Origin of the sequence: Kutzneria sp. CA-103260 (assembly GCF_018263855.1) — a bacterium.
Classification (GTDB): Bacteria; Actinomycetota; Actinomycetes; order Mycobacteriales; family Pseudonocardiaceae; genus Kutzneria.
The window spans coordinates 2,078,183-2,103,290 of the sequence record NZ_CP073318.1 but is presented as its reverse complement, the minus strand read 5'-3'; the positions used below and the strand labels follow the sequence as shown (position 1 = coordinate 2,103,290).

At 70.1% G+C, this 25,108-nt stretch carries 27 protein-coding genes; 18 read left to right on the top strand and 9 right to left on the bottom strand.

Translation table 11 applies throughout. The features are described 5' to 3' along the window. The first annotated feature begins 68 nt into the window (after window positions 1-68). From JJ691_RS09315 to JJ691_RS09305, 3 genes are read left to right on the top strand one after another with little or no spacing between them, the layout of a single operon-like run. A complete protein-coding gene (locus JJ691_RS09315; protein WP_211768372.1) occupies window positions 69-1,082 on the top strand; it encodes an extracellular catalytic domain type 1 short-chain-length polyhydroxyalkanoate depolymerase in 1,014 nt (337 codons plus the stop codon). A 38-nt stretch (window positions 1,083-1,120) separates the two neighbouring features. Next, window positions 1,121-1,750 carry a TetR/AcrR family transcriptional regulator gene (locus JJ691_RS09310; RefSeq protein ID WP_211768371.1) on the top strand — a complete coding sequence of 210 codons (630 nt, stop codon included), beginning with the start codon at window positions 1,121-1,123 and terminating at the stop codon, window positions 1,748-1,750. Between the two features lie 26 nt (window positions 1,751-1,776). Then, window positions 1,777-2,622 (top strand): phosphotransferase, encoded by an 846-nt coding sequence (locus JJ691_RS09305; RefSeq protein WP_211768370.1) that lies wholly within the window; start codon window positions 1,777-1,779, stop codon window positions 2,620-2,622. A 235-nt stretch (window positions 2,623-2,857) separates the two neighbouring features. Here the strand turns inward: JJ691_RS09305 and JJ691_RS09300 are convergent, their stop codons facing one another. Then, entirely contained in the window at window positions 2,858-3,313 is a 456-nt protein-coding gene (locus tag JJ691_RS09300) for a hypothetical protein (RefSeq protein ID WP_211768369.1), read from the bottom strand. A gap of 41 nt (window positions 3,314-3,354) precedes the next feature. Here JJ691_RS09300 and JJ691_RS09295 point away from each other — a divergent pair, with 41 nt between their 5' ends. Then, a complete protein-coding gene (locus JJ691_RS09295; protein ID WP_211768368.1) occupies window positions 3,355-3,735 on the top strand; it encodes a hypothetical protein in 381 nt (126 codons plus the stop codon). Between the two features lie 22 nt (window positions 3,736-3,757). Here JJ691_RS09295 and JJ691_RS09290 read toward each other — a convergent pair whose 3' ends face one another. Then, entirely contained in the window at window positions 3,758-4,348 is a 591-nt protein-coding gene (locus JJ691_RS09290) for a TetR/AcrR family transcriptional regulator (RefSeq protein WP_211768367.1), read from the bottom strand. 94 nt (window positions 4,349-4,442) lie between these two features. Here JJ691_RS09290 and JJ691_RS09285 point away from each other — a divergent pair, with 94 nt between their 5' ends. The 5 genes from JJ691_RS09285 to JJ691_RS09265 are packed head-to-tail and all read left to right on the top strand — an operon-like array spanning window position 4,443 to window position 9,574. Then, entirely contained in the window at window positions 4,443-5,339 is an 897-nt protein-coding gene (locus JJ691_RS09285; protein WP_211768366.1) for an MBL fold metallo-hydrolase, read from the top strand. After that, on the top strand, window positions 5,336-6,823 hold the full coding sequence (locus JJ691_RS09280) for an MFS transporter (protein WP_211768365.1): 1,488 nt from the start codon (window positions 5,336-5,338) through the stop codon (window positions 6,821-6,823). Before JJ691_RS09285 ends, JJ691_RS09280 begins: the two co-directional genes overlap by 4 nt. Further along, a complete protein-coding gene (locus JJ691_RS09275) occupies window positions 6,824-7,777 on the top strand; it encodes a fumarylacetoacetate hydrolase family protein (protein WP_211768364.1) in 954 nt (317 codons plus the stop codon). After that, a complete protein-coding gene (locus JJ691_RS53275; RefSeq protein ID WP_211768363.1) occupies window positions 7,701-8,117 on the top strand; it encodes a transposase in 417 nt (138 codons plus the stop codon). Before JJ691_RS09275 ends, JJ691_RS53275 begins: the two co-directional genes overlap by 77 nt. Window positions 8,118-8,131: 14 nt before the next feature. Beyond that, entirely contained in the window at window positions 8,132-9,574 is a 1,443-nt protein-coding gene (locus tag JJ691_RS09265) for a M1 family metallopeptidase (RefSeq protein WP_211768362.1), read from the top strand. A 49-nt stretch (window positions 9,575-9,623) separates the two neighbouring features. Here JJ691_RS09265 and JJ691_RS09260 read toward each other — a convergent pair whose 3' ends face one another. Together JJ691_RS09260 and JJ691_RS09255 are read right to left on the bottom strand one after the other, a co-directional pair. Then, entirely contained in the window at window positions 9,624-9,887 is a 264-nt protein-coding gene (locus JJ691_RS09260) for a hypothetical protein (RefSeq protein WP_211768361.1), read from the bottom strand. 369 nt (window positions 9,888-10,256) lie between these two features. Continuing rightward, window positions 10,257-10,661 (bottom strand): peptidase inhibitor family I36 protein, encoded by a 405-nt coding sequence (locus tag JJ691_RS09255; RefSeq protein WP_211768360.1) that lies wholly within the window; start codon window positions 10,659-10,661, stop codon window positions 10,257-10,259. A 436-nt stretch (window positions 10,662-11,097) separates the two neighbouring features. On the opposite strand from JJ691_RS09255, the gene JJ691_RS09250 reads away from it, so the two are divergent. Beyond that, entirely contained in the window at window positions 11,098-12,018 is a 921-nt protein-coding gene (locus JJ691_RS09250) for an alpha/beta fold hydrolase (protein WP_211768359.1), read from the top strand. A gap of 97 nt (window positions 12,019-12,115) precedes the next feature. On the opposite strand, the gene JJ691_RS09245 is transcribed toward JJ691_RS09250, so the two are convergent. Further along, entirely contained in the window at window positions 12,116-12,568 is a 453-nt protein-coding gene (locus tag JJ691_RS09245) for a MarR family winged helix-turn-helix transcriptional regulator (RefSeq protein ID WP_211768358.1), read from the bottom strand. 63 nt (window positions 12,569-12,631) lie between these two features. Here JJ691_RS09245 and JJ691_RS09240 point away from each other — a divergent pair, with 63 nt between their 5' ends. Next, on the top strand, window positions 12,632-13,000 hold the full coding sequence (locus tag JJ691_RS09240) for a VOC family protein (RefSeq protein WP_211768357.1): 369 nt from the start codon (window positions 12,632-12,634) through the stop codon (window positions 12,998-13,000). Window positions 13,001-13,135: 135 nt separating this feature from the next. Here the strand turns inward: JJ691_RS09240 and JJ691_RS09235 are convergent, their stop codons facing one another. Further along, on the bottom strand, window positions 13,136-13,963 hold the full coding sequence (locus JJ691_RS09235; RefSeq protein WP_249227790.1) for a helix-turn-helix transcriptional regulator: 828 nt from the start codon (window positions 13,961-13,963) through the stop codon (window positions 13,136-13,138). Between the two features lie 173 nt (window positions 13,964-14,136). Between JJ691_RS09235 and JJ691_RS09230 the strand changes: the two genes are divergently transcribed. The 4 genes from JJ691_RS09230 (at window position 14,137) to JJ691_RS09215 (ending at window position 17,690) form a co-directional block, all read left to right on the top strand. Beyond that, window positions 14,137-14,862, top strand: coding sequence for an SDR family oxidoreductase (locus JJ691_RS09230; RefSeq protein ID WP_211768355.1), 726 nt, complete (start codon window positions 14,137-14,139; stop codon window positions 14,860-14,862). Between the two features lie 57 nt (window positions 14,863-14,919). Beyond that, complete coding sequence (locus JJ691_RS09225) at window positions 14,920-15,666, top strand: GAF and ANTAR domain-containing protein (protein ID WP_211768354.1); 747 nt, start codon at window positions 14,920-14,922, stop codon at window positions 15,664-15,666. 123 nt (window positions 15,667-15,789) lie between these two features. Beyond that, window positions 15,790-16,317 (top strand): snapalysin family zinc-dependent metalloprotease, encoded by a 528-nt coding sequence (locus JJ691_RS09220; protein ID WP_211768353.1) that lies wholly within the window; start codon window positions 15,790-15,792, stop codon window positions 16,315-16,317. Window positions 16,318-16,808: 491 nt separating this feature from the next. After that, a complete protein-coding gene (locus JJ691_RS09215) occupies window positions 16,809-17,690 on the top strand; it encodes a GAF domain-containing protein (RefSeq protein ID WP_211768352.1) in 882 nt (293 codons plus the stop codon). Between the two features lie 60 nt (window positions 17,691-17,750). Here the strand turns inward: JJ691_RS09215 and JJ691_RS09210 are convergent, their stop codons facing one another. Next, entirely contained in the window at window positions 17,751-18,551 is an 801-nt protein-coding gene (locus tag JJ691_RS09210; RefSeq protein WP_211768351.1) for a hypothetical protein, read from the bottom strand. Window positions 18,552-18,917: 366 nt separating this feature from the next. Beyond that, window positions 18,918-19,619, bottom strand: coding sequence for a GAF and ANTAR domain-containing protein (locus JJ691_RS09205; RefSeq protein WP_249227789.1), 702 nt, complete (start codon window positions 19,617-19,619; stop codon window positions 18,918-18,920). 630 nt (window positions 19,620-20,249) lie between these two features. Here JJ691_RS09205 and shbA point away from each other — a divergent pair. Next, window positions 20,250-20,966, top strand: a complete 717-nt coding sequence (shbA, locus tag JJ691_RS09200) for an RNA polymerase sigma factor ShbA (protein WP_211768350.1) — start codon at window positions 20,250-20,252, stop codon at window positions 20,964-20,966. A gap of 44 nt (window positions 20,967-21,010) precedes the next feature. Here shbA and JJ691_RS52130 read toward each other — a convergent pair whose 3' ends face one another. Then, window positions 21,011-23,242: a glutamate--cysteine ligase gene (locus JJ691_RS52130; protein ID WP_249227788.1), complete on the bottom strand. Its 2,232-nt coding sequence runs from the start codon at window positions 23,240-23,242 to the stop codon at window positions 21,011-21,013. 521 nt (window positions 23,243-23,763) lie between these two features. Between JJ691_RS52130 and JJ691_RS09185 the strand changes: the two genes are divergently transcribed. Then, entirely contained in the window at window positions 23,764-23,976 is a 213-nt protein-coding gene (locus JJ691_RS09185) for a DUF1918 domain-containing protein (RefSeq protein WP_211768349.1), read from the top strand. Window positions 23,977-24,315: 339 nt separating this feature from the next. Then, window positions 24,316-25,101 (top strand): GAF domain-containing protein, encoded by a 786-nt coding sequence (locus JJ691_RS09180; protein ID WP_211768348.1) that lies wholly within the window; start codon window positions 24,316-24,318, stop codon window positions 25,099-25,101. Window positions 25,102-25,108: the final 7 nt, after the last annotated feature.

The window sequence follows — 25,108 nt, the reverse complement described above, 5'->3', positions numbered from 1 at the left end:
TGTCTAGTTTAACTGACGCCTTGTAAAGTTAACCGAAGCGACACGCGACACGGATCGGGAGTGGAGCGATGACACGACGGAACAGCCGCCGGGCGGGTCTGATCGCGCTGGTCACGAGCGTCGGCCTCGTCTTAGGGTTCGGCACGGCCGCGCCAGCCCAGGCAGCCGCCGCTGAGGACCACAACGCGTGGTACACCGAGGACGACGGATCGGTGCTCACCTACCAGGTGCACCTGCCACCGGCCTACTCCTCGGGCAAGCCGCTTCCGGTCGTGGTCGCCCTGCACGGGTGCGCCATGACCGGCTTCGGGCTCAACTCGATGAAGGACCTGACCAACCTGAACCCGCTGGCCGACGAGCAGGGCTTCATCGTCGTCTACCCCGACCAGGCTCTGCTCAAGGGCGGGCTGCTGCACTGCTGGAACGGGCAGTACCCCGAGCAGCAGCATCGCGGCCACGGCGAGCCGGCCGCGATCGCCGGGATCACCGAGAACGTGCTGACGGCCTATCACGGCGACCGTTCGCGGGTGCACGTGCTCGGCGCGTCCTCCGGCGCCGGGCTCGCGGTGATCATGGGCGTCACCTACCCCGACGTCTACGCCAGCGTGCTGTCCATGGCCGGCGCCGAGTACGCCATCGACGAGGTCGACCCCAACAATCCCAACGAGATCGGCCCGGTCGACACCGCCAAGCGCGCCTGGGCGCAGATGGGTCGGCACGCCCGGCCGGTGCCGGTGATGATCGCCCAGGGCACGGCCGACACCACGGTGCCGCCGTTTCTGGCCGACCGGCTGGTGACGCACTGGGCCGCGATCGACGACCTGGCGATGAACGGCTGCCTCGACGGACAGATGGACGACAAGCCGGATCACACCGTGACCGTCACGAAGCCCGGCCAGCACACGTACATCGAGCGCACCTACGTGCCGCGCGACGGCGGCCCGGCGCTCATCGACTATGTGGTGGTCGACGGCATGAAGCACGCGTGGCCGGGACCGGGGAAGGGGACGTTCGTGGACAACAGCGGCCCCGATCTCGCCCGCCTGTGGTGGAGCTTCGCATCGAGGCAGCACCTGCCCTGACTATTGTTGGCCCGTCCCGAATCGAGAGGAGACAACCGTTGGCCGAGCCACCAGCGGCGGCGCCACGCACGCGGTTGTCCCGCGAAGCCCGCAACGCCCAACTGCTCGACGTGGCCGAGGGCCTGTTCGCCGAGCGCGGGTTCGAGGGCACGTCGATGGAGGACGTCGCCCGCGCGGCCGGCGTCACCAGGCCGGTGATCTACTCGCACTACGCCAGCAAGGACGAGGTCTTCCTGGCCTGCGTCCGGCGGGCCCGCGGCGAGCTCGAGGCCGGCATCCGCGAACCGGAGATCATGATCGAGGCCGGTGCGAGCGTCGAGATCGTGATGGAGCGCGCCGGGGAGGTGTTCTTCTCCCTCCTCGAGCGCGACCCACGCCGGTGGATGGTGCTGTTCAATCCGAGCATCGCCTTGTCGGCGGAACTGTCCGAGCGGCTCGTCGCGATGCGCCGACACACCATCGCCCGGATCGCCGAGATGCTCGGCCACTTCTCCGCGGGCGACGAGGAGGCCAACACCGCCTTCGCCTACGCCGTCAGCGGCGTGGGCGAACAGCTGGGCCGCTGGTGGCTGGCCAACCCGAACATCCCGAAAGCCCGTCTGATCGCCTACTACCGCGACTTCATCACCGGTGGCCTGACCGCCTGGCAGGCCGCGGCCCCCGACTGACCGGCCCCGTCCGGCAGAATGGCGGGATGCCGCAACCGGTCCCCGCTGACCTGCTGGAAATCGCCGAAGCACTTGTCCCCGACGCTCCTGTCGGCTCCGCACGCCTTGCCGGGCAAGGGAATATGCACCACGTCGTGCTGTTCCCCGGCGTCGCCGCGGTACGTGTCAGCAAGCGCCCCAGTGCCGCCGCCGAGTTGCCGCGGCGGGTCGAGGTTCTTCGAGCTGTCGCGGCGGCCGGTCTGCCTTTCGCCGTGCCGGAGCCGCTGACCGCGGTGGCCACGTTCGGAGAACGCGCGGCTGTCGCGGTTTCGTGGATCGACGGCGAGGGGTTGCCGGAGGGCATCGGGGACCCGGCGGCGTTCGGCCCGCTCTTGGCGGCGCTGCGCGAGGTTGAGATATCGCCGGAGCTCGAGGCCGTTCTCCACGAGCCGCGCCGGTACGCCGACGGCGTGGGGTGGGCCGACATCCTGAACGACGAGGTCATTCCGCGCCTGCCGACGGCGTGGCGTGACGGAGTTCGGCAACGACTGGACACGCTGCTGGCGCTCGAAGAGGTCCCGGCCCGGCTCGTCCACGGCGATCTCGGCGGCAGCAATGTCCACTTCGGCGAGGACGGCAAGCTGACCGGCGTCCTCGACTGGGACATGGCGATCCGGTCCGACCCCGCGATCGACGCGGCACTCGTCGCGACCTGGCACGGCTGGGACGTCCTCCGCGCGGCCACCGACGAGCCGACCTACCGACGCGCCCGGGCCTGGCACGACGCGGTCGGGGTCGGGCACCTCCACGCGGTGTTCGCCGGCAAACCCTTGTCGCACGTCGACGGTTTCGTCAGTTCCGTCGTCGCTTGGTTGCAGGAGCGCGGCTACTAGCGTCGGAGAGGAAGACCTCCTTGACCCCGAGGGTGCAGCGTAGGAATCGGGTCAGTGTGTCCGTTGGTTGCGAGACTTGGTATTCCTGCCGCGCGAGTCCCGAGTCTTCATCCAAGGTGGCCGCCAACATCCGTGCAAAGGGGTCGGTCAGCGGGGTGGTGGCGGCACGAGCGAGCAGGCGCTGTGCCTGCTCTCGGTCACCGAGATCATCGAGGATCAGGGCAGCGCGCGTATATCAGAACTGCCGGCGTGGAGCGCCATCAGCTGCCACAGCGGCGAACAAGTCCGCAGCCAACCGGTTCGCGCTATACGCGATGGCTAGCTCAGCCGCGACGATACGAGCATCCAGGGGCGCCGACACAAGCCAGGCAGGCGGATCAGCCTGCCACTGCCCAAGAAGCTGGTCTGGCTCCTCCTCCGGATTAGTCAGCGCAACCACGATCGCCCAAACCGCAGCCTTCGCATTGTGCCAGCGCTGCACAAAGGCCTCACGATCGATCACTGGCAGCAACCGAAGCCGCTGAAGAAGTTCGGCAAGACTGGCATTCGCCGCCGTGGCCCTTGTGATCTCTGCGATCTCGTCAACCCGCGCGAGCGTCTCGACCGGGTTGTCCCGTAGCTCGGTCAGACGCGCCAAGATCTCGCCGAACGCGGCGACTTGGAAGTCAGGCAGCTTCGTGACAATTCGCACGACCTCACCGCTGTCGTAAGCCAGTTCACGGAAGCTACATCGTGCTGCATCGCTGGGACCTCACCGGCGACGACGGCACCGCCACCACTTCGCTGATGCAGCCCTGGATGACCAGGCACAGCGTCCAGGACGTCGGCAAGCCGCTGCTGGCCTGCGGCGCCGCCGGCCTGAACCTCGGGCCCGGCGGGCGGTTCGAGGGCCGGCTGCGCTCGCCCGGCAGCGACGACATCCTCGTCACCGCAACCGAAGCCGGCAACACGATCGCCCTCGTGGCCCCCGAGGGCGAGGCCACCATCGAGAGCGACGCCGCCGTGCGAACGTTGTTCCTGTGGGGCCGTCGGCCGGCCGACGGGTCCCGTTGGCACAGCCAGGCCGGGCCCGAGGCGCTGGGCATGCTCCGAACGCTGCTCAGCGGGTACTGACCGGGGACAGCACCTCGCCGATCTACATGACCAGGCCGCGCAGCACCATGTCCAGCATGCCGTCCAGGTACTTCGGCAGGTCGAACGGCTCCGGCTCGGCGCCGATCCAGCGCAGCACGGCGGTGAAGTAGGCCGCCGCCAACAGGGTTCCGGCCTGGGTGCTGTCCACATCGGACCGGAACTCGCCGGCGGCGCGGCCGGCGTCGACCAGTTCGGCGAGCTTCAGGTCCAGGCTGGGCTCGCGCAGCGCGTCGCCGAGACGTAGGGAGGCGTCCATCAGGGTCACGGTGGCGCGCCGGGAGGCGGTGTTGAGCTCGGCCAGCACGCCCAGGTACCGCCGGAGCCGCTCGCCGGCGGACAGCTGCTCGGCCTGCTCGGCGGCCATCACCTCGGCGACCCGTTCGCGCCGGCGCTGCCCCCACTCGTACAGGAACGCGGCCTTCTGCGGGTAGTGGTTGAACGCGGTGGCCCGGGCGACGTCGGCGCGTTCGGCGATCTCGTCCATGGTGGCGGCCTCGAAGCCGCGCTCCACGATCAGCTCGATCGCGGCCGTGTAGAGCCGGTCGCGGATCTCGAGGCGCCGGCGCTCGCGACGCCCCAGCTCGTTCGGCATGTCCTCAGTAGAGCACGCGCCCTTGACCCGACATCCGGCGTGACTTAGATTCACGTCCATATTTGGACTGTAGTCCACCAATGGAGGTGGCGGGATGTCCCACCGAGCCCTGAACGGGGTCTGCCACGCCTGGCTCCAGCCCGGCGGCTGGGGTCTGAGCAATGCCGGGCTGATCACCGGCCGCGGCGAATCGCTGCTGGTCGACACGCTGATGGACGTGCGGCTGACCCGCGACATGCTGGCCGGGCTGGCCCCCGTGACCGCGGACAAGCCGATCACCCGGCTGGTCAACACGCACGGCAATCCGGACCACTGGTTCGGCAACCAGCTGCTGGCCGACGCCGAGATCATCACGGCCGAGGCCGCGGCCCGGGAGATGCGCGCGATCGGACCCGGTGACCTGCTGGCGATGTGCGCGGGCGGTGCCTTCGCCCACGAGGTGTTCGGCCGCTTCGCGATCGACGAAGTCGTGCCGACCTACCCGAACCGCACCTTTGACGGCCGGCTCGACCTGGATGTCGGCGGCGTGGCGGTGCGGCTGATCGACGTCGGTCCCGCGCACACCGCGGCCGATGTGGTGGTGCACGTTCCCGAGGCGCGGACGGTGTTCGCCGGCGACATCGTGTTCGCCGGGACCACGCCGGTCGTCTGGGCCGGCCCGGTCGGCAACTGGCTCAAGGCCTGCCGGCTGCTGCTGGACCTCGACGTCGACACCGTCGTCCCCGGCCACGGACCGGTCTGCGGCCCGCCGGCCGTGCGTGCGATGGAGCAGTACCTCGAATTCGTGCTCGACGAGGCCGGCCGCCGGTTCGCCGCCGGGATGCCCTTCGCCGACGCCGCAAGGGACATCGACCTCGGCCCGTTCGCCGGGCTGGGCGAGCCGGAGAGGCTGGCCGTCAACGTGCACGCGGTCTACCGCGAACTGGATCCCACCCTGCCCCCGCTGCCCGGCCCACAGGCGTTCGCCCGCATGGGAGAGGAGCTCTCATGACCGCCACCGCCGCCGAGCCTTCCTTACGCGCCGGCACATTGTGGGCCGGCTGCGTCGCGGTCGGCATCGCCCAGATCGGGATCGTGCTGCCGGCGGTGGTCAACGGCCCCATCCAGGCCGGCCTGCACGCGTCCGGCACGGAGATCAGCTGGATCGGCGACGCCTTCCTGCTGCCGATCGCGGTGCTGGGCCTGACCTTCGGCGTGCTCGGGGATCTGCACGGCCGTAAGAAGGTGCTCGTCGGCGGCGGCCTGCTGATGGCGGTGGGCTACCTCGTCGCTGCGGCCGCGTCCACGGTGCCGCTGCTGATCGCCGGGCACGCGGTGGCCGGCATCGGCGCGGCGGCGCTGTTCCAGTCCTCGCTCGCGGTAGTCACCGCCACGACGCCGGAGCCGCGGCAGCGCGCCCGCGGGCTGGCCGCGTGGGCGGTCGCGATCTCCGTCGGCGCACTGATCGCGCCGCTGCTGGCTGGGGTGCTCACCGAGGCGACTTCGTTCCACTGGGTGTTCGGCGCGTGCGCGGTGATCGCGCTCTGCTCGGCCGGCCTGAGCGCGGTGTCGGTGACGGATTCCTCTGCGCCGCAAGGCCGTGCCCCCGACTGGCCGGGGCAGGCCGCCCTCGCCCTGGCGGTGCTGGCCCTGCTCTACGGCGTGATCCAGGGCCCGATCGACGGCTGGGAGAGCCTGCCCGTGCTGCTCGCGTTCGTCGTCGGGATCATCGCGTTCACCGCCTTTGTGCGGATCGAGGCGCGGTCGAAGACGCCATTGCTGCGCCTGGAACTGTTCGGTGTGCCGGCGTTCGCGACCGCCGCGGTGGTCGCGGTGCTGGGCATGTTCGCCTTCATCGGCGGCGGCTACGTGCTCAGCATCCGGCTCGGCGTGATCCAGCACGAGACGGCGATGGGCATCGCCTGGCCGTTTGTGCTGCTCCAGACCGTCCCGTTGCTGCTGGGCCCGGTGCTGGCCCGGCTGCTCCGCGGCGTGGGCCCGCGCCGGCTGCTTGTCACGGGCCTGCTCGCGCTGGCCGCCGGGCAGCTCTGGCTGGCGGCCGTGCCGGTGTCCGCGACCGGCCTGGTTCCGATCCTCGGTGTGTTGGCGCTCAACGGAATCGGGTTCGTGCTGCTGGTGTCCGGCCTCACCGCCGCGATGGTGAACGCCGTGCCGGTAGAGCTGGCCGGCATGGCCAGCGGCGCCGCCAGCGTGGTCCGCGATCTCGGCCAGACCCTCGGCCCGGCGGTGATCGGCACGGTGGCCTTGAGCCAGGCGGCGCCGGTGTTGGCCCAGGGCCTCGCCGGCCAGCCGGCCGCGCAGGCCGTCCTCGCCGGGGGCGGGCCGATGGCCGTCGCTGGTGCCCGGTTGGGCCCTCGAATCGACGAGATCGCCGCCGAGGCGCTGGCCCATGGCTACTCGGTCGGCCTTGTTGTCACCGCCAGCACGGCTGTCGTCGCCTCGCTGGTCGCGGCGTTGTTCTTGCGGGAGCGGTAGATGCGACTCGTCAGCTACGTCCACAACGGGATCCAGGGGGCCGGCGTCATCGACGGCGAGCTGATCCGGCCGCTGCCGTACGGGGTTCGGCTGCTGGACCTGCTGGAGCAGGACGCCCTTGCCGACGCCGAGCTGCACGTGGTCGATCCGCCGGTGCCGCTGGCCGACGCCAGGCTGCTGCCGCCGCTGACCCCGCCGTCGGTTCGCGACTTCGTGACGTTCGAGCAGCACGTCGAGGGCATCGCCCAGCGGTTCGGCGGCCGCATCGCCCCCGAGTGGTACGCCGCGCCGACCTTCTACTTCACCAATCCACACGCCATGATCGGCGCCCACGACGACCTGCCCGTGCCGCCCGGCTGCCGCGTCCTCGACTACGAGCTGGAGGTGGCCGCCGTCATCGGGCGCGCCGGCCGCGACCTGTCGCCCGAGCAGGCGCGGGACCACATCGCCGGGTATGTGATCTTCAACGACTGGTCCGCCCGCGACCTCCAGGCCCGTGAGATGCCGGTCCAGCTGGGACCGGCCAAGGGCAAGGACTTCGCCACGACGCTCGGCCCGTTCCTCGTCACCGCCGACGAGCTGGAGCCGTGCCGAACCGCCGAGGGCCTGCTCGACCTGGCCATGACCGTGCAGGTCAACGGCGTCGAGACCGGCCGGGACAGCCTGGCCAACATGGCTTGGACGTTCGAGGAGCTGACCGCCTACGCCGCCCGCGGCGCCTGGGTCCGCCCCGGCGACGTGCTCGGCTCCGGCACCTGCGGCTCCGGCTGCCTGGCCGAGCTGTGGGGCCGCAGCGGCGCCGAGGACCCGCCGCCGCTGCGGGTCGGCGACGTCGTGACGATGACCGTCACCGGGCTCGGCACCATCTCCAACCGGGTTGTGCCCGGAGTGGACCCCGTGCCGCTGCCTCCGGCCCGGGTCCGTCACAGCTCCCGAGCGTGCTCGTCGGAGTAGCGGTCGCAAGCGGTTTATCGTCACCGACACCCTCGGACTGCTGCTGGCCGTGGTAGTGCTGCCGGCGTGGATACAGGACCGGGACGGCGCCAAGCGCCTACTGCTGGAGCTGCACCACCGCCAGCACCCGCTGCTGTCGACCACCCGCCGCCGGACCCGGCACCTGTTCGCCGACGGCGGCTTCGCCGGGGCGCTGCTGGAGTGGGCCCGCCCGGGCGGCACGTCCCTGATCGCTTCCCGCATCCGCTCGTGCAGTGCCTTGTCCAGGCGGCGACTATGCCCGGTCTGTGACAGGTTCTTGACCGTTCCGCACATCGGCCGGCCCGGGGGCCCGGCGTGATTAGCGTCGCGGACATGCGACGAAGCATCACGGCCGCGGCGATGTCCGCGGCACTCAGCATCGGGGTCGCCGCGCCGGCGTTCGCGAATCCGACGCCCGGGGCCGACAACCTCGGGGAGCGGGTGTTCCCCACCCTGGGGAACGGCGGTTATGACGTCGGGCACTACGACGTCTCCTTCGACTACGAGCCGGGCACGCCGCTGATGGACTCGGCCGTCCGGGTCGACGCGACGGCGACCCAGGATCTGTCGGCGTTCAGCCTGGACTCGATCGTCCGGAAGATCAATTCGGTGAAGGTCGACGGGCGGCCGGCGCCGTTCCGGACGCAGGACAGCACCGAGAAGCTGTACGTCACGCCGGATCGACCGCTGGCCAGGGGAAAACGGTTCACGGTAGAGATCTCCTATCTCTCCGACCGCGGCTACGACCCGAAGTCGCCGGCCCCGGCCGACCCCGAGGGTGTGCACTGGTTCGCCAAGCCGGACGGGTTCGTGACGTTCGCGCAGCCGGACCGGGCCCACGAGTTCTTTCCCAGCAACGACCATCCCAGCGACAAGGCCACGATCACCTCGCATATCACTGTTCCCGACGACGTGCAGGCGGTGTCGAACGGCACGCTGCGGGACAAGAAGACCGTGGGCAACCGGACCACGTACACCTACGGCACCAAGGATCCGATTCCCACCGACACGGCGGTGTTCGCGGTCGGCCACTTCGCCGAGATTGACGCCAAGGGGCCGAACGGCCTGCCGCTGCGCAGCTACGTGGCATCGTCCCAGGTGGACGCCAGCAGGGCGTTCGTGGACGACATTCCGAGCCAGGTCGCGTGGGTGGAGAAGCAGTTCGGGCCCTACCCGTTCGAGACCTACGGCGTGCTCGGCGTCGAGGGAGGCTACTTCGCGGCGATGGAGAACGCCACGCTCTCCACGTTCGACGCCAAGTCCGGCCTGCAGGGGCCGATCGAGCGCACCGCCACCATGGTGCACGAACTCGTGCACCAGTGGTTCGGCGACGCCGTCTCCGTCGACCGCTGGAGCGACGACATGTGGATCAGCGAGGGCCACGCCAGCTTCTACAGCTTCCTCTACCAGGGCGACAAGGGTATCCGGCCGGCCGAAGTCGGCCTGAAGCAGTGGTACGAGCAGGACAACAGCTTCCGCGCCTCCGATGGCCCACCCGGCCGGCCGAAGGACACGATCAGCGTGCTGGGCGCCACCAACAGCGCCGCGCTGATGCTGTACGGCCTGCGCAATGAGGTCGGCGCGGACACGTTCCAGCGCATCGAGAGGACGTTCTTCGAGAAGTTCCGCAACTGTGCGGCGTCCACTCGGGACTACATCGACGTGACGAACCACGTGACCGGCAAGGACTTCACCGGCTACTTCAAGGACTGGCTGTACGGCGACCACACACCGCCGATGCCCGGCCACCCGGACTGGGCGCCCGGCAAGGCGTAAACAGTAAGGCGCTGCCGGTCGATGCGGCCGGCACCGCCTCTTCACGTGGTCACAGCGCTGAGCATTGCCCGACCGACCCGCCGCGCACGGTGTTCGGCGCGGCGATGTTGCTGGGTGCAGGGGCGTTTCCGGCGCAGGGGAGCGTGCCGGAGACCGAGATCCCGGCCACCTCCGGCTGCCGCGATCCGGTGTGGTTGCCGGACAACGTCAGCGCGCCGGCGATGGCGCCGCCGGCGATCGTCACGTCCTGGGCGGTGCCGGCGATTGTCGCCGCCCCATGTACGGTCGTGTCCAGCAGTTCCATCGCGTTCACACAGATCGCCGCGAGGTGGACGCGTTCGACGCGGCCAATCCCGTGTTGTCGCCGAACGGCCGCCGGGTCGCGTACGAGCTGTGGTCGGTCGGCGAGGTGTGGCTGGCCGGCATCGACACGCCGCCGCCGTAGCAGACCCTGGCCTTTCAACCTCTGTAGCAGTCCCCACTCACGAACATCGGGAACCGAGGATCGCTCGTCACAGCGCACCGCGGTGACGGCTGCCGACCCCGATCACCACCGATGCGAGGCGATCCTGTCCGCATGGCGGCGACGCGCCGAAAACACGTCTCCAGCAAGGTGACCATCTCACGAGTCGGGCGGTCCCGAAACGCGCCCGCGTTCCGGGACCGCTCTGACACCGCTATGTCAGCAGTCGATCTTCTCCGAGTAGATGTGGTGCTTGAGACTCGGCGCGGCGGTCCTGAGATTCAAGACCCGCTCCCCCGGCGGCAGCACATATCGCGCCCCACGGAATCGAACCTTCTCGTACAGGGTGACAGTGCAGTCGGTGTTGTTGTAGACCGACTCGACACGCGTGTAGAAAACTTCGTGCTCTGGCTCATCCGTCAGGTCGGGGTCGGTAACCTTCGTCGAGCTCATCTCGCCGAAGAGTTCCTCCTCGGAGTACGCGCACACCGCGTTGTCGGGGCACACCCCTGGAGGTTGGCGCAGAGAATTGGCCGTCACGGCCGAACTCACCCCGGCCAAGGCAAGGCCGGCCGCGAGAACACCAGGAATGATCACAGCCATACCGCGAAACACGCCATTCATGAGAACACCCTTTCGTTCGAACCTTTCCCTGCTGACAGGCCGACAGAACTCTGAATCCACGGGCGCAGGCAAGCGCACCACGGGTTCCGGCAGATTGCGCGAGTTGTTCTGTTCGCCTCCCGCGAACAGCTTTCGCAGAACTTTGTCTGTACTCAGTGATACACGGACAATCAGCGAACGCAAGAGGCCAGCCAGTCGGCCTCCAAGGCGGAACCCGTTGCCACGATTGACAAGCAGCGCACATGAAGGAGCCGTGGCAGACCAGCTCCCCTGGCACGTGTCGGACAGCGGCGCCGTCGCGTCACCACTGTGCGGTGCGGCACACGGGCCTACGTGTTCGGGCAGAACATGTTGCCGTACCGAGGTCCTCACCGTCCCCCGCTGTATCGTGCGCGGAGCGGGCCTCATATTCGATCAGCACGGCGGGAGCCAGACCATGTTCACACACCGGGACGTCTCGGTCGGTGACATCACCATGCACATTCTCGAAGAGGGCGAGGGCCCGCTGGTGCTGCTGTTGCACGGCTGGCCGGAAACCTCGCACTCGTGGCGACACCAGTTGGGCCCGCTGGCGGACGCCGGATACCACGTGGTGGCGCCGGACCAACGCGGATACGGTCACACGGACTGTCCGTCCGGTGTGGACAAGTACACACTTCTGCACCTGGTCGGTGACGTGGTCGGGCTCATCCACGCCCTCGGCGAACGCGAGGCGATCGTGGTGGGCCACGACTGGGGCGCTCCGGTGGCGTGGCACACCGCCCTCCTGCGCCCGGACGTGGTTCGCGGCGTCGCCGGCATCAGCGTGCCGCCGACCCCGCGCGCGGCGCTGCCGCCCCTGGGCTTGCTGCGCAAGGGTTTCGGCGACGGCTTCTACCAGCTCTACTTCCAGGAGCCGGGCGTCGCGGAGGCCGAGTTCGGCGCCGATGTGACCACCACGTTCCGCAAGCTGCTCGGCGGCTCCGCCGGGGCTCCGGTCGTCCGCGACGGCGAGGGCTTCCTCGACCTGTTCACCGCGCCCGACCCGTTGCCGGAGTGGTTGGCCGACGAGGACGTCGCGGTGTCGGTGGAGTCCTTCACCCACTCCGGTTTCACCGGCGGGCTCAACTGGTACCGCAACATCGACCGCAACTGGGAGCTCCTGGCCGCCTGGCAGGGAAAGCCGATCACGCCGCCGTCGTTCTACCTGTGCGGCGACGGGGACATCACCCGCGCGTTCACGAACACCGAGCGCATCGCCGAGGTCGCCACGGACCTGCGGGGCGTCGTGGATGTCGAGGGCGCCGGACACTGGGTCCAGATGCAGCGTCCCGACGAGGTGAACTCGGCCCTGCTGGGGTTCTTCGAGCAGTTGTGACGCACACGTGGTCGGGTGCGCCGTCGGTCGGCGCACCCGACCACCGAGAAGCCCTCAGCGCCGCCCGACACGGACGGAGACTGCGCCGGGGAACGGGCTATGCACCGTCGTTGCCATCGCGCAGGGAATGGATCATCTTCCGCAGGATCCGGAACGCGCCTGACTGCTCGGACTCGGTCATGCCGGCCAGCATTCTGACCTCGACGGACCGGACCGCTACGGTCGCCTTCTCCAGGCTCCGTCGGCCGCGCGGCGTGAGCCGCGTGGGAAGAACCTTCCCGACGGGCGCCTCCACAGGCCTGGTCACGTAGCCGTCTCGTTCCAGGGCCTGAAGCAGCACGTTCATCGACTGCCGTGTCACGAACGCGCCCCGCGCGAGCTCGGAGTTCGACAAGCCCGGTCGTTGAGCCAGCAGCTCGAGGCAGGAGTAGTGCGTCACGCTCATCCCGAGCGGCCGCAGCACCTCCTCCATGGCCGTGCGCAGGACGCTCGACGCCTCTTTCAGCAGATAGCCCAGTGACGTCTCCAGGTCGACACCGTCTTGACTCATGTCAGGATTTTGACATAGATTGATCCGTGTCAGGAACCTGACATGAAGAGAAGGAGCATCATCATGCCCGCCACCGGCCCCGACTTCATCTCGCTGCAAGCGCGCGACCTGGACGCTTCGCAGGCGTTCTACGAGCAGTATCTCGGCCTCGTCCGCTCGCCGGCCGGACCTCCGCACGCCGTCGTCTTCGAGACGAAGCCGATCGCGTTCGCACTCCGCGACATCGTTCCCGGCACCGATCTCGCATCCGTTGCCCAGCCCGGCATCGGCGCCGCGATCTGGCTCCACGCCACCGACGTCCAGGCCATTCACGATGCTCTCGTCGCCGACGGTCACACCATCGTCTCCGCACCGGTTGACGGCCCCTTCGGCCGGACATTCACCTTCGCCGACCCCGACGGCTACCAGGTCACTCTCCACGACCGCGCCTGACAAGCCAAACGCCGGCGCCCGGGGGCAGAGGTCGAGGTCTTCCGAGGATGAGGGTTCCCGCACCGCTCATCTGGAAGACCTCGACGTGCGTGACGCCATGAGCCGGACTGGCGCGGACCACGCCGTCGACGGCGATCAGGCCGGAGCGGCCATCGAGGCAAGGTAGGCAACGGCTTCTTCGCTGCGGCTGCCGGGCTCCGCGGTACCCACGAGCAATTGCTGCCCGGCGGCATCGTGCACGTCGAAAGTCTGGTACGTCAGCTCGATCCGTCCGACCTCGGGATGGACGAACACCTTGTACGCCCGGGCCAGCGCGCCGACGGTGTGGTCGGCCCACAGCTCACGGAACTCCGCCGACCGCTCGTCGAGCTCGGCGACCAGCCCGGTGATGTCGTCGTCCGCCGGGAAGTAGCCGGAGTTCAGGCGCAGCGCGTGGACCGTGGCGCCGGCGACGACGGGCCACTCGGCGAACACGGTCTTCGCCCGCGGATGTGTGAACAGGATGCGCGGCATGTTCCGCTCATCGCCGAACGGGGACAGCAGCGCATCGGCGATCGCGTTGGTGGCCAGCACATCGAAGGCGGGCCCGAGCACGTACGCGGCCGCACGAGGGAACATGTCCAGCAACTGCGACAGGGAGGGATGGACGAGATCCCGGGGCGTGACCGGCGCCAGCCTTGGATTCAGTCCGGCCAGCCGGTACAGGTGGCCCCGTGCGTCAGCGGGGAGCCGCAGCGCCCGCCCGATCGCGTCAGCCACCTGGGCGGACGGGTTGCGCTCGCGTCCCTGCTCCAAGCGTGCGTAGTAGTCGGCGCTGACGCCGGCCAACACGGCGACCTCCTCGCGGCGCAGCCCGGCGACCCGACGGCCGGACCCGCCGCCGGGCAGCCCTACCTCGGCCGGGTCGAGCCGCGATCGGCTCGCCCGGAGGAACTCGCCGAGTTCATTGCCGCTGGGCGCCACGGGGCCGAGCGTAGTACGCACGGGTGCTCGCCTCATGGTCCGAGCTTCGACGCCGCCGCCATGGTGTGCCAGGGGGCGCCAACCTGGGTGCCGGGCACCCTGGTTCGCGCTGCCTTCCGGATCACGTCGCCGTGGGATGCACTGGGACCAAGTCCCCGCACCGAAGGAACAAAGTGACTGCCACCACCTCGAAGGTCGTCCTCGTCACCGGCGCCAGCAGTGGCATCGGCGAGGCCACGGCCCGCCTCCTCGCCGCCACTGGCCACCATGTCGTCGCGGGCGCGCGTCGCACCGACCGACTGGACGCCCTGGCCGAGGAAGCTGACGGCGTCATCGACACCTGCGAACTCGACGTGACCAACTTGGACAGCGTCCGGGCGTTCGTCGCCGCCGCGGTGGTCCGGCATGGGCGGGTCGACGTGTTGGTCAACAACGCCGGCGTGATGGCCCTGTCCCCCATCGCCGACCTGCGGATCGACGAGTGGAACCAGATGATCGACGTCAACCTGCGCGGCCCGCTGCACGGCATCGCCGCGGTGTTGCCGCACATGCGTGCGCGGGGCGAGGGCCACATCGTCAACGTCTCGTCGGTGTCCGGACACCGCGTCGACCCCACCGCGTCCGTGTACAGCGCCACCAAGTTCGCCGTGCGGGCACTGTCCGAGGGCCTGCGCCAGGAGAACCACGACATCCGCGTCACTGTCGTCAGCCCGGGATTCACGAAGAGCGAGTTGACGGATCGGGGCGGGGCGGCCGAGGCGCGGGCCGCCGCCCGCGCCGCCGCCGAACAGCTCGCCATCCCTGCCTCGGCGATCGCGGAGGCCATCAGCTTCGCCATCGCCCAACCACCGGCGGTGGACGTCAACGAGCTCGTCGTCCGCCCCACCGCCCAGCCCTAGAAACCGGTCGGCTCACTAGGATGGCGGTTCTCGACCAGCCGCACCGAGGAGACGACAGTGCCCGCAGCAGAGCCGGATTCGGTGCCTCAGCAGCTCGACGACATCACCGAGGCGCTGTCCAACCTCCGCGCGACCGTGGCCGAGGACACCCGTCCGGACACCGTCATGACCGCCGTCGTCCAGGAGGTGCTGCGCGCGGTGCCCGGCGCGGACATGGCCAGCGTGACCGTGATCGACGCCGCCGGACCGCGCACCCTGGTGCCGACCGACGAACGGGCCCGGGCGATCGACGAGGGCCAGTACGCCGACGGCGACGGCCCCTGCCTGCGCGCCGCGCGGACCGGCGAGCTGACCAGGATGACCATCGCCACCACGGCCGCGCTGTGGCCGCACTTCAGCGACATGTCCCACCGGCTCGGTGTCGGCAGCTACCTCGCCGCACCGTTCATGATCACCGGCGGCGGGCACGGCGCGATCAACCTGTTCGGTTTCGGCGACCACGGCTTCGCGGAGCTGGACGCGAAGTACCTGGAGCTGTACACGGTGGTCGCCGAGACCGCCCTGCACACCACCGCCCGACTGCACATGGCCCGCACGCAGATCGAGCAGTTGCAGGCCGCCCTGTCGTCCCGCGCCGTGATCGAACAGGCCAAGGGCATCCTGATGGCCGCCCGCGGGCTCACCGAGGAGGCGGCGTTCCAGGAGCTGGTCGACCAGTCCCAGCGCCGCAACATCAAGCTGCGCGTCGTGGCCGCCTCGTTCGTCGACGACGCGACCAGGCACCGTCCCGCCGCCACGGACTGAGCACACGGCGAGACGTCAAAGGTGAATGATCCCCTCCTTTGGTCGCTTAGAGGAACGCACCGGTGGCTGCGACGCTGGGGCGGCATCGTCGACCCCTGCCATCACGTGCGAGAAGGAGAGCTCATGTTGCGACGTCTCACCCTGGGCATGGCCGTGATCATGCTGCCGTTCGCCGCGGCCCAGCTGGTCGCGGCGCCTGCCGAGGCCGCTCCCAGTGTCGTGACCCTGCACTACGACGCGAGCGACCTTCCCGACTATCAGGCCGAAACCGCCCAGGCGGTGGCGAACTGGAACGGCCTCGAGCACAACGTGCAGCTGTCCGCCGGCGGCAACGCCACCATCCTCCTGCACGAGGTCAACGGCGGCGGCTCGTACACCCAGACCGACGGCCACGGCAACGGCGACATCTACATCGACGTCCAGCAGGTGGCCCAGGGCTTCGACCCGACCAGGATCATCGCCCACGAGTTCGGGCACAACCTCGGCCTGCCCGACGACTACTCCGGCCCGTGCGAGGAGGTCATGTCCGGCCACGGACCCGGCACCTCCTGCAAGAACGCCGTCCCGGACGCCCAGGAGGCGGCGCAGGTCGACCAGAACTTCGCCAACGGCTTCGCGGCGACCAGCAGCCGTCGAGTCACGCAGGACTAGGACGCGGCCGCCGTGGCGCAGCCGGACCACGCCACGGCCGCACGCCCGGAGACGGATCTCGCGCCGCCCCTCGCCGGCGCGAGATCCGCCGGCGGCCGGTCAGTGGAACGTGTTCATGTGCCGCCACAACTGCCGCACCGCAACTGCTTCCCGCAACGCGAAGCCGAAAAGCAACGCGGCAACCGCAGCGCACATCACCGCACCCGTCAGGCTGTCCACCGTCCACCGTCGACCGTCCCTTCCGTCTCGCCCGGCACGCTGATTCCTCGCGGACGAGGGCCCGCAGTGAAGGTCGTCTGCCGCGACCGTGCGCCGCGCGAGCTCAGGACGGAGGATGCCGCGCTTGAGCTGCCACCCGTACGGCGGAGGTCTCGCGCACCCCGGCCCCTCTCCGTTCAGCAGATCGGCGGAATCCGCCGGCGTCGTGCGGCCGTAGCCTTGGTGGCTGCACCTGGACTGCGCAGGTCACAGGCGTGAGGTGAGCCATGTCGATGAGCACGAGCCAGAACCTGACCGAGCCGCTGGCCCATGTCACGGCCTCCTATCTCGACCCGGCGGTGTGGTCCCGTCCGAGGCCCGCGGCGACGAGCACTCCGACCGCCGACCAACTGCTCGGCTTCGCCGATCTCGCCCTCAACGGACCCCGGCTGGTCCAGAGCCTGAACGCCGCGACCGCGTCGCCGCACGAACGCCCCCCGCTCGCGGCGGTCCTGCCGACGCTGCTCGAGGACGCGTTGTCGCTCATGGCCGCCGAGGCCGGGAACATCCAGCTCATCGACCCGGCCGACGACTCACTGGTGCTGGTCACCCAGTTCGGGTTCGGCGCCGAGTTCGTGGATCACTTCGCGATCGTCAACGACAGCGGTTCCGTCTGCGGACGGGCCGCGTCCTGCGGCGCGCAGGTGGTCGTGGCCGACGTCCGGGAGGACCCGGCCTGCACACCGCACCAACAAGTGTTCCGCGCCGCCGGCGTTCGCGCCGTCCAGTCCACGCCGCTGCTGGACGGCGGCGGCCGCATGATCGGCATGATCTCCACCCACCGGCGGCAGCCCACTGAGCCGGATGAACGGCAACTGCAGTTCATGGGGCTCTACGGCCACCTCGCCGGCGCCGTCGTCGCGCACCATCTGGGCAGCGTGCCTCCGGGTGTGTCGAGCGGCTCCGGGCACGGGGCGGTGTCGCGAGAGGCGGCGCTGGCCCAGGTCCTCGACGACGCGGTCAACGGGATCCTCCAGGCGGGGCTGAGTTTCGCCGAGTCCACGTCGCTGATCACCGACGATCACGTCGCCCGGCGAGTGCAGGCCGGGATCGCCGCGCTGGACGACACCATCCGCGCGATTCGACTGACCGCGTACGAACTCGGCGTGCTCTAGAGCCGGGCGCAGGCGTGCCCAACGCCAGTAGCCCGGCGAGGGCGAGCAGGAGCCCGGCGGCTAGACCGGCTTGCCGATGAGTTCCAGCGTCGCCCGCCGGCACCCGACCGTGATGACACCGTCGACGTATCTGCTGATCGACGCTTCGGCCAGACCGGTCATGGGGGCGGTCAGCGCGGCGGCGAGCTCGGCGGCCGCGACCTCGCTGCCGCCGCGCAGTGTCCAGCGCAGCCCCGTGCCCCACAGCGAGTACCACCGCCGCACCGATCTCTCTGCCGCGGTCAGGCCGGTCCGACCGCTGCACGCCAGCCGGGCCAGCACGGCCGCGAGCAGATGCTGGACGTCCGGATGTGTCCGTGACATCACTTGCAGCGCTCGCCGCTCCACATCGGCCAACTGCGGCGCGGCTGGCAGCGTGTGCTCGGCCCCGGGCAGCCGGGTGGCGGTGACGTCCGGCCGAACCGTCGGCAGCCTGGTGGATCTCGCCTGCGCCAGCCCGCGCGTCGGAGGATGCCAGAACCTGAACCACGCGCCGTCCGGATGGGCGTCGAGCAACTGGAGGCCGGGTATGCCACTCGGGCGTGGGCCGGCCAGGCGCACGGACATGGCCTCGGCCAGGTGGCGCGGCTGGTCGGAGAGCACGATCAACTCGTCTCGTTGCGGCACGAACGAGAAGTCGTGCCGCTCCCAGTCGCTGAGGTCCCACCACGCGACAGCCCGGTGGACGTCGGCGACGAATTCGTCGCAGGCCTCGGCCCGGTGCGCGCGGGCGCCGTCGTTGAGCAACAGGATCGCGAGGAATGCGCGGAAACGCCGCTGGCCGGCGCTGGGCCGGTCGATGCCGTCCAGTCCGGACGGCACACTTCGACGGGTGACCGCTCTCCTGGCGGACTCACCGGTCCGGCCGGAACTCCGATCAGGCGGAGGGTACTGGGACATGCCCCATACCTCCTGCGTGTGTCACATGCGGGAGCGTCGGCATCGTTCGCCTCCTGACGACAGATGATCGCGGAGCCGCAGGGAGGCCGGGGCGGTACTGGGCGAGAGAGCAGGTACCCAGACAATTCTGCGCACGACGCGGGGTCGGCGAGCACCGCCGTTCAGAGCATGAACCACATCATTGCCGAGCGACGCAAGCAAAAAATGCACTTTGCGTTGCGCATATCGATGCCGGGGCGGGGAGCAGCCGGGTCCGAACCGGCCAACCGGTGCCGACAGTCGCCCGATTCACGAGGCGGCCAGCTCCTTGAGGTCGAGCGTGCCGGCGACTATCGCCTCGCCAACCGCACTGATTCGCGCATGGTGCGCACGGGCGTAACCGCGCACCAATTCGAAGGCGACGTCGACATCGAGCCCCAGTCGCCCGGCCACCACACCCTTCGCCTGCTCTATCACCACTCTGCTGTTCAGCGCTTGCTGCAACTGCGCGGCCACCGCCTCCTGGTGACCGATCGCGCGTTTCTGCAATAGACCGATCGTCGCCACATCAGCCATTGCCTGAGCTGTTTCCACCGCCGCGTCGTCGAACGAACCAGATTCGACACGGAACAGACTCAGCGCGCCGATGATCTCGCTGCGCAACCGCATCGGAACCGTGTGCACGGCGTCGAATCCCCACCGCCGAGCCATCGGCGTGAACAGCGGCCACCGTCGCGCCGAGGCGTCCAGGTCGGGCACGCTCACGGCGACGCCCGTCCGGTAGCACTCCAGCGTCGGCCCCTCATCGCGCTGAAGCTGGAACGCGTGCAGGGCCCTGACGCGCTCACACGAGGCACCGACCTGCTGGAGCCGGCCGCGCAGGTCGACAAGCACCCCAGCGGCGGCGACATCGAACAATTCCACACACCTGTCGGCGAGCAGCTGCACGAAGTCGTCGGGATCGAAATCGGGAATCAGCGTATCCGCCAGCTCCACGAATGCGTCGGTCACGCTGCGCGATGAAATGGACGCTCCTTCAATCAGAGGCGGGCCGCCACCCCGCCGCGGCACCGTGCGGATCCGGGCCGCGTCCCGCCATACCGGCACTCACCCCCAGAGTAGCGATGACATCACGCCGAGCGGAGAGGCCATCGTGCATGACTGCCGACGGCCTAACGCATACACCCGCCGGCATGGCAGCGTGTCCTCCGCAAGCACCTGCCCACGCCTTGCGCGTCACAGTTCGGGTTCGGCCGAATCGGGGAAAGCGTAAACACTTTTGAGCTTGTGACCGCTCGCGACGCGGCGTCTGGTCTACCCTGGTGGTTCGCAGTATGACGGCGGCCGGCGCAACCGATGCCACGGGCACAGTCGCCCGGCCGGTCGTCGAACGCGGTTCTGCCCCAGCCCACGGCAGCGTCGTGCATCACTCATGACGGCCAGGCTGCGGATCCCACCACCTCCGGGGCTCACCGCCCCTCGCAGCTCCCCACCGGCCTCGTCGTGCGCCCGGTCGACTCCGGGGCCGCAACCGGCATGCGGCGCTCCACACGCCGGCTGCCCCATGCGACCCCGCGCCCGCCAGTGGCCACATCGTCTAGGGTCCGCGCCCCGAATGCACCGATCAAGGAAGCGCCAACGATGGACAGCAACCGGACCGACGCCACTGCGACCCGCCCGACGCCGAGCGCTCGATGCCGAGCCCTCACCACCGGGCCCGGGACACCTCAGCGCCCGCCCTGCCGGCGGGAAGCCTGGCTCAGCGAGCTCGTCGATGCCGCGAGCAACCGCGATCCGGTTGCCACGCAGCGGGTTCTGGAGTCGATCAGACCACTGGTGGTGCGGTACTGCCGGGCCCGGATGGGCCGGCTGAGCGAGTCGTACACCTCCGCCGACGACGTGGTGCAGGAGGTGTGCCTCTCGGTGGCGTCGGCCCTGCCCACCTACCGCAACGTGGGACAGCCGTTCCTGGCCTTCGTGTACGGCATCGCCCAGCACAAGGTCGCGGACGCCCGCCGGGCGGTGGCCCGCGACCGGTCGCTGCCGGTGCCCGAGGTGCCCGACCGGCCGGCGACCACGGCCGGCCCGGAACAGCGGCTCCTGCGGCAGGAGTTGAGCGACTCCCTACGCGAGCTACTCACGGTGCTGACGGACCGACAGCGCGAGATCGTGGCGCTGCGGGTGGTCGCCGGCCTGTCCGCCGAGGAGACCGCCGACCTGGTCGGGTCCACCCCGGGAGCGGTCCGGGTGGCCCAGCACCGGGCGCTCACCGCGCTGCGCGACCAGATCGGCAACGTCCAGGAGTTCCGCGCCTGCAACGGATTCCCCCCGACTTCTCCCCGCGGACGAACGACGTGAACCGGTCACCTCGGGTCCCGCACCTATCGGGACCCGAGGCTTCCTCATGCCGAAGACGACGCCGGCGCGGCCGTCGCGCCGGCGACCGCCGCCAGGAACTCGGCCGGGGAGTCCGTGCCGGCCCACAGCGCGCGCTGGCGGTCCGCGCCGGTGCCGCGCGCGGCGACGTCGGCCGCCAGCCGCTGCACCTCGGCCCCGTCGCCGGTCGTGCGCAGGCCGGGCCGCAGGTGATCGAGCAACCGGTCGACCAGATGTCGCTGCGGCACTGCATCGCCGGTCACGACGTCGATGCCTGGACCGCCGATGCCGTTTCGGGCGGCGGCCACCAGCGCGGCCGTGATCGTCCGCGTGTGGACCACCGGCGGCGGCCGGCCGTCGCGGAACTGCTCGACCGCTGTCGCCGCCAGCGCGCGAACGAGGCCGGCCAGCAGCACGGCCTGGTCGACGGCCAGGCAGACGTCGGCCACACGCACCTCCACCGTCGGGTATCGCGGCGACAGCCGGGCATGGAAGTGCACGCTGCGCCGGTCGACGGCGGCGCCGGTGTCGACCAGACCCCGCACGGACGCGTCGTAGTGGGCGACGTCGACCCAGGTCTCCGGCGTCCGAACCGTCGGCCAGCACGACCACGTCGGGTAACGCCAACTCGCCCAGCCGGTGTCACGCCCCCACGCCAGGGGTGAGTTGGCGGTGATGGCCAGCAGCTGCGGCAGCCAGGGCCGAATGCGGGACAGCACCTCGACGCCGAGCGCACGGGACGGCACACCGACGTGCACGTGGCACCCACAGGTGCCGCCATTGGCGACGAGTGCCGGGAACCGGTCGGCGAGCTGCCGGTAGCGCGGCAGCTCGGTGACCGCGGCGCGCCCCGGTCGTTCGCCGAACGGCACGACGCCGCTGGCCACGAGGACACAGCCCGCCCGCTGCGCGGCGGCGGCCAGCAGCCCACGCAGCCGCCCCAGCTCCGACCGCACCTGGTCGAGCCCCTCGCACACCATGCTGGCCGTCTCGATCTGGTAGCGCATGAACTCCGCGGCCACGGCCGGCTCGCCGTCGAGCAGCCGGAGCATCTCGGCCGAGGCGAGCACGGCGTGCCCGGATTCAGCTTCCAGCAGCAGGAACTCCTCCTCGACACCGAGCGTGAACGCCAGTCCGGCGGTCGTCGGCATGACGCCTCTCCCCTGCGCTGTCGTCGTCAGCTGTGACGAGCATTCCCCATCGTCGACGGCCCTGAACAGAGCTGGGCGGGGTCGGCTCCCCCTAGCCGGCCAGGCAGGCCGGTGGCAGCGGGAACCAGCGCAGGGCCTCGAAGTCCGCGGACAGTCCGGTCGGGTCGGCGTGCCGCCCTCCTCGCGCGCGACGGGATCGTCGAGATAGCGGTGACTGGTCGGATCGACGAAGGCGACCGTGCCGCCGCCGGGCGCGGTCGGCACCGTGTTGGCGACCAGATCCCGGTGCATCACCAGCACGCCGGGGGTCTGCGGTCCGCCGACGAACTTGTGCGGCGACAGGAAGATCGCGTCCTTGTGGTCGCCACGACCGGGTGCGCTCTCCCGCATGCGGATCGGCACGTACGGGCCGGCGGCCGCGTAGTCCCAGAACGACAGCGCGCCGTGCTCGTGCAGCAGGGCGGCGATGCGGTCGGTGTCGGTGGGCAGACCGGTCACGTTGGACGCCGCCGAGAAGCTGCCGATCCGCAGCGGCCGGTCGGCATGCCGGTCGAGTTCCCGTCGCAGGTGGTCGGTGTCGACATGGCCGAACGCGTCCTCGTCGATGACGACGACATCGGCGATCGACTCCCGCCACGGCAGCGCGTTGGAGTGGTGTTCGTACGGACCGACGAACACCACCGGCCGCTGCCGCGCGGGGATGTGCTCGCGCAGCCGGTGACGCGCGTCGAGCTCGGCGGGGATCCGGATTTCCAGGATGCCGACCAGCTTGTTCACCGCCGCCGTCGCGCCCGACCCGCAGAAGACGACCACGTGGTCGGCACTGCCACCGACGGAATCCCGGATCAGCCGGCGAGCCTGCTCGCGCAGCCGCGTGGTCCACAGGCCGGTGCCCGAGCTCTCGGTGTGCGTGTTGGCGTAGCGCGGCAGCACCCGGTCGCGGATGAACTCCTCCACGAAGTCCAACGACCGCCCGGACGCGGTGTCGTCGGCGTAGGTGATGCGCCGAGGCCCGTACGGACCGTCCAGCACCTCCCCCTCCCCGACAAGGCCGCGCCGAATGCGGTCCAGCATGTCGAACTCGCCGTCCTGAGCCAAAGCGCCCATGCCTGCCGCTCCCTTCCCCGGTTGGGTTCCAGGGTGCGCCGGGACCGGGCGACGGAGTGCCCCACATGCGCGGACATCCGCCACTGGTTGCCCGCACGACCCCATTTCCCCGGGTGCGAGCGGGGCGTGGAACTCCCCGACGGTGCTGACGTCCCGCACCTGTTCGATGAACTCCGCCTTGGACAGTCCGAACAAGTCCACCGAGGTCCTGCCCATGGCCTGCGTCGAAGGTCGGCCGCACGCCCAGCGGTGGCGAAGGTCCCGCCCGCGGCGGTCGCTTCGACTCTGCCTGCCCCACGGCCCGTGCGCGGACGATTACTCGGGGCACATCCGACGCGTGAGCGAGAGGAGCCGACGTCACGACTGCGTCGCCCGGCGGCGCTGACAGACCACAGTGGACAGTGCAACACCGCCCGGGCCAATGGCCCCCTGTCGCGGTCGGCAGCGGCTCCCCTAGCCTGCCAATCGAGTCGCGGAAACCACACATGCCCGGCGGCCGAGAGGACCACAAGGAGCACATCATGCGCGCGCAGCCCGGGGACATTCTCGTGATCGAGGGATTCCGCACCGGTCAGCCGGCCCGGAGGGGGACGATCGTCGAGGTCGGATCAGCGGACGGCGCACCACCCTACGTCGTGAGCTGGCTCGACGCCGGCGGCCTCACCACCATGTACCCGGGGCCGGACGCTCACGTCGTGCCCGCCGGCCAGCCCACCGACGCCCCGGGCTCCTGAGCCGCCCGTCCCGCTTGCGGTGCGGATTCGGGGAATTGGCCCTGGCCGCCCTGTGCCCAAGGACTCTGCGACGGTGAGCCGGCGGGCAGGACAATCCAGATGTTGGTTCCAATCCAGATGTTGGTTCCAGAGAAGCGCGCGAGGCGACGAGGCGGTCGTCCCGCGACCGCGCGCGCTCGCGCGCGGAAAGCCTGGCGGAAGGCTTGGCGCTGCGGGAGAAGCGGGACCGGATCAGGAGCCTGATGTCGGACGCGGCGCCCGGTCTCCCGGTCCCTCCCCCGCGCGGACCGTAAGGAGGAGCCGATCGGCCGCACCGACCTGTGACCAGAGGTAACCGACATGGCGAAACCACCGAGGGCGCGCTCAGTGCCGCTGTCCACGATCAGCCGACTCGTCCGGGAGATGGGCGCCGCCACCAGCACGACGGGCGCCGTCGACATCGCCGCCGAGCTGGGCCATCGGCTGTTGCGTATGCCGGTCGGCATCCTGCTCCAGGACGGCCGGGATGATCCCATCATCGCCGGATCGCCGGTGGACGAACGGTACACGTTGCTGTACCGAGCACAGACTCGGAACGGGCCATGGCAGGAGAGCCGCCGCACCGGGCAACCGGTCAGCTGTTCCTACCGCACGGCGCAGAGCCGCGACTGGACGAGCCTGGCGACAGCCATGGGATACGGTGGCATCGCGGCGATCGACACCATGCCGCTGCACGCGTGCGGCCGGGCGGTCGGCATGCTTTCCGTGTTCCGGTTCGACAACGCCACCGCCGCTGTCCTGCGCGCTCGGAACATGGTGCGCGACTTCATCGAAATCGGCCTGACCACGCTCTGGCTGCGCCACGAGGTGTCGGCCATCGCCGAGCGGGCCGAGCCGGTCCTGAAGAGCCTGCGGGCAGGCAACCACATCGCGCTCGCCACCGGCATCATGGCCGGGCGGCACGGTTTGTCGCCGCCGCAGGCCGCGCTCGCGCTGAACGAGCACGCCCGTCGACGGGAACTGCCGCTGGACAAGGCCGCCCGGCTGATCGTCTACGGGCTGGTGAGCGCGCACGAGCTGGACCTGGCTGTCTCCAACGCCATCGGCCGCAGCGGCGGAGACCACTACGCCGGGCGGGATCCCTGATGACCAA

What these genes read in the sequence shown, in the direction of transcription:
- JJ691_RS09180 (WP_211768348.1), top strand. Translation starts at nt 24,316, where the DNA reads ATGGCGAAACCACCGAGGGCGCGCTCAGTGCCGCTGTCCACGATCAGC.
- JJ691_RS09315 (WP_211768372.1), top strand. Translation starts at nt 69, where the DNA reads ATGACACGACGGAACAGCCGCCGGGCGGGTCTGATCGCGCTGGTCACG.
- JJ691_RS09290 (WP_211768367.1), bottom strand. Translation starts at nt 4,348, where the DNA reads ATGCCGAACGAGCTGGGGCGTCGCGAGCGCCGGCGCCTCGAGATCCGC.
- JJ691_RS09255 (WP_211768360.1), bottom strand. Translation starts at nt 10,661, where the DNA reads ATGAATGGCGTGTTTCGCGGTATGGCTGTGATCATTCCTGGTGTTCTC.
- JJ691_RS52130 (WP_249227788.1), bottom strand. Translation starts at nt 23,242, where the DNA reads ATGGGCGCTTTGGCTCAGGACGGCGAGTTCGACATGCTGGACCGCATT.
- JJ691_RS09265 (WP_211768362.1), top strand. Translation starts at nt 8,132, where the DNA reads ATGCGACGAAGCATCACGGCCGCGGCGATGTCCGCGGCACTCAGCATC.
- shbA (WP_211768350.1), top strand. Translation starts at nt 20,250, where the DNA reads ATGGACAGCAACCGGACCGACGCCACTGCGACCCGCCCGACGCCGAGC.
- JJ691_RS09275 (WP_211768364.1), top strand. Translation starts at nt 6,824, where the DNA reads ATGCGACTCGTCAGCTACGTCCACAACGGGATCCAGGGGGCCGGCGTC.
- JJ691_RS09305 (WP_211768370.1), top strand. Translation starts at nt 1,777, where the DNA reads ATGCCGCAACCGGTCCCCGCTGACCTGCTGGAAATCGCCGAAGCACTT.
- JJ691_RS09285 (WP_211768366.1), top strand. Translation starts at nt 4,443, where the DNA reads ATGTCCCACCGAGCCCTGAACGGGGTCTGCCACGCCTGGCTCCAGCCC.
- JJ691_RS09215 (WP_211768352.1), top strand. Translation starts at nt 16,809, where the DNA reads ATGAGCACGAGCCAGAACCTGACCGAGCCGCTGGCCCATGTCACGGCC.
- JJ691_RS09280 (WP_211768365.1), top strand. Translation starts at nt 5,336, where the DNA reads ATGACCGCCACCGCCGCCGAGCCTTCCTTACGCGCCGGCACATTGTGG.
- JJ691_RS09185 (WP_211768349.1), top strand. Translation starts at nt 23,764, where the DNA reads ATGCGCGCGCAGCCCGGGGACATTCTCGTGATCGAGGGATTCCGCACC.
- JJ691_RS09250 (WP_211768359.1), top strand. Translation starts at nt 11,098, where the DNA reads ATGTTCACACACCGGGACGTCTCGGTCGGTGACATCACCATGCACATT.
- JJ691_RS09220 (WP_211768353.1), top strand. Translation starts at nt 15,790, where the DNA reads ATGTTGCGACGTCTCACCCTGGGCATGGCCGTGATCATGCTGCCGTTC.
- JJ691_RS09245 (WP_211768358.1), bottom strand. Translation starts at nt 12,568, where the DNA reads ATGAGTCAAGACGGTGTCGACCTGGAGACGTCACTGGGCTATCTGCTG.
- JJ691_RS09240 (WP_211768357.1), top strand. Translation starts at nt 12,632, where the DNA reads ATGCCCGCCACCGGCCCCGACTTCATCTCGCTGCAAGCGCGCGACCTG.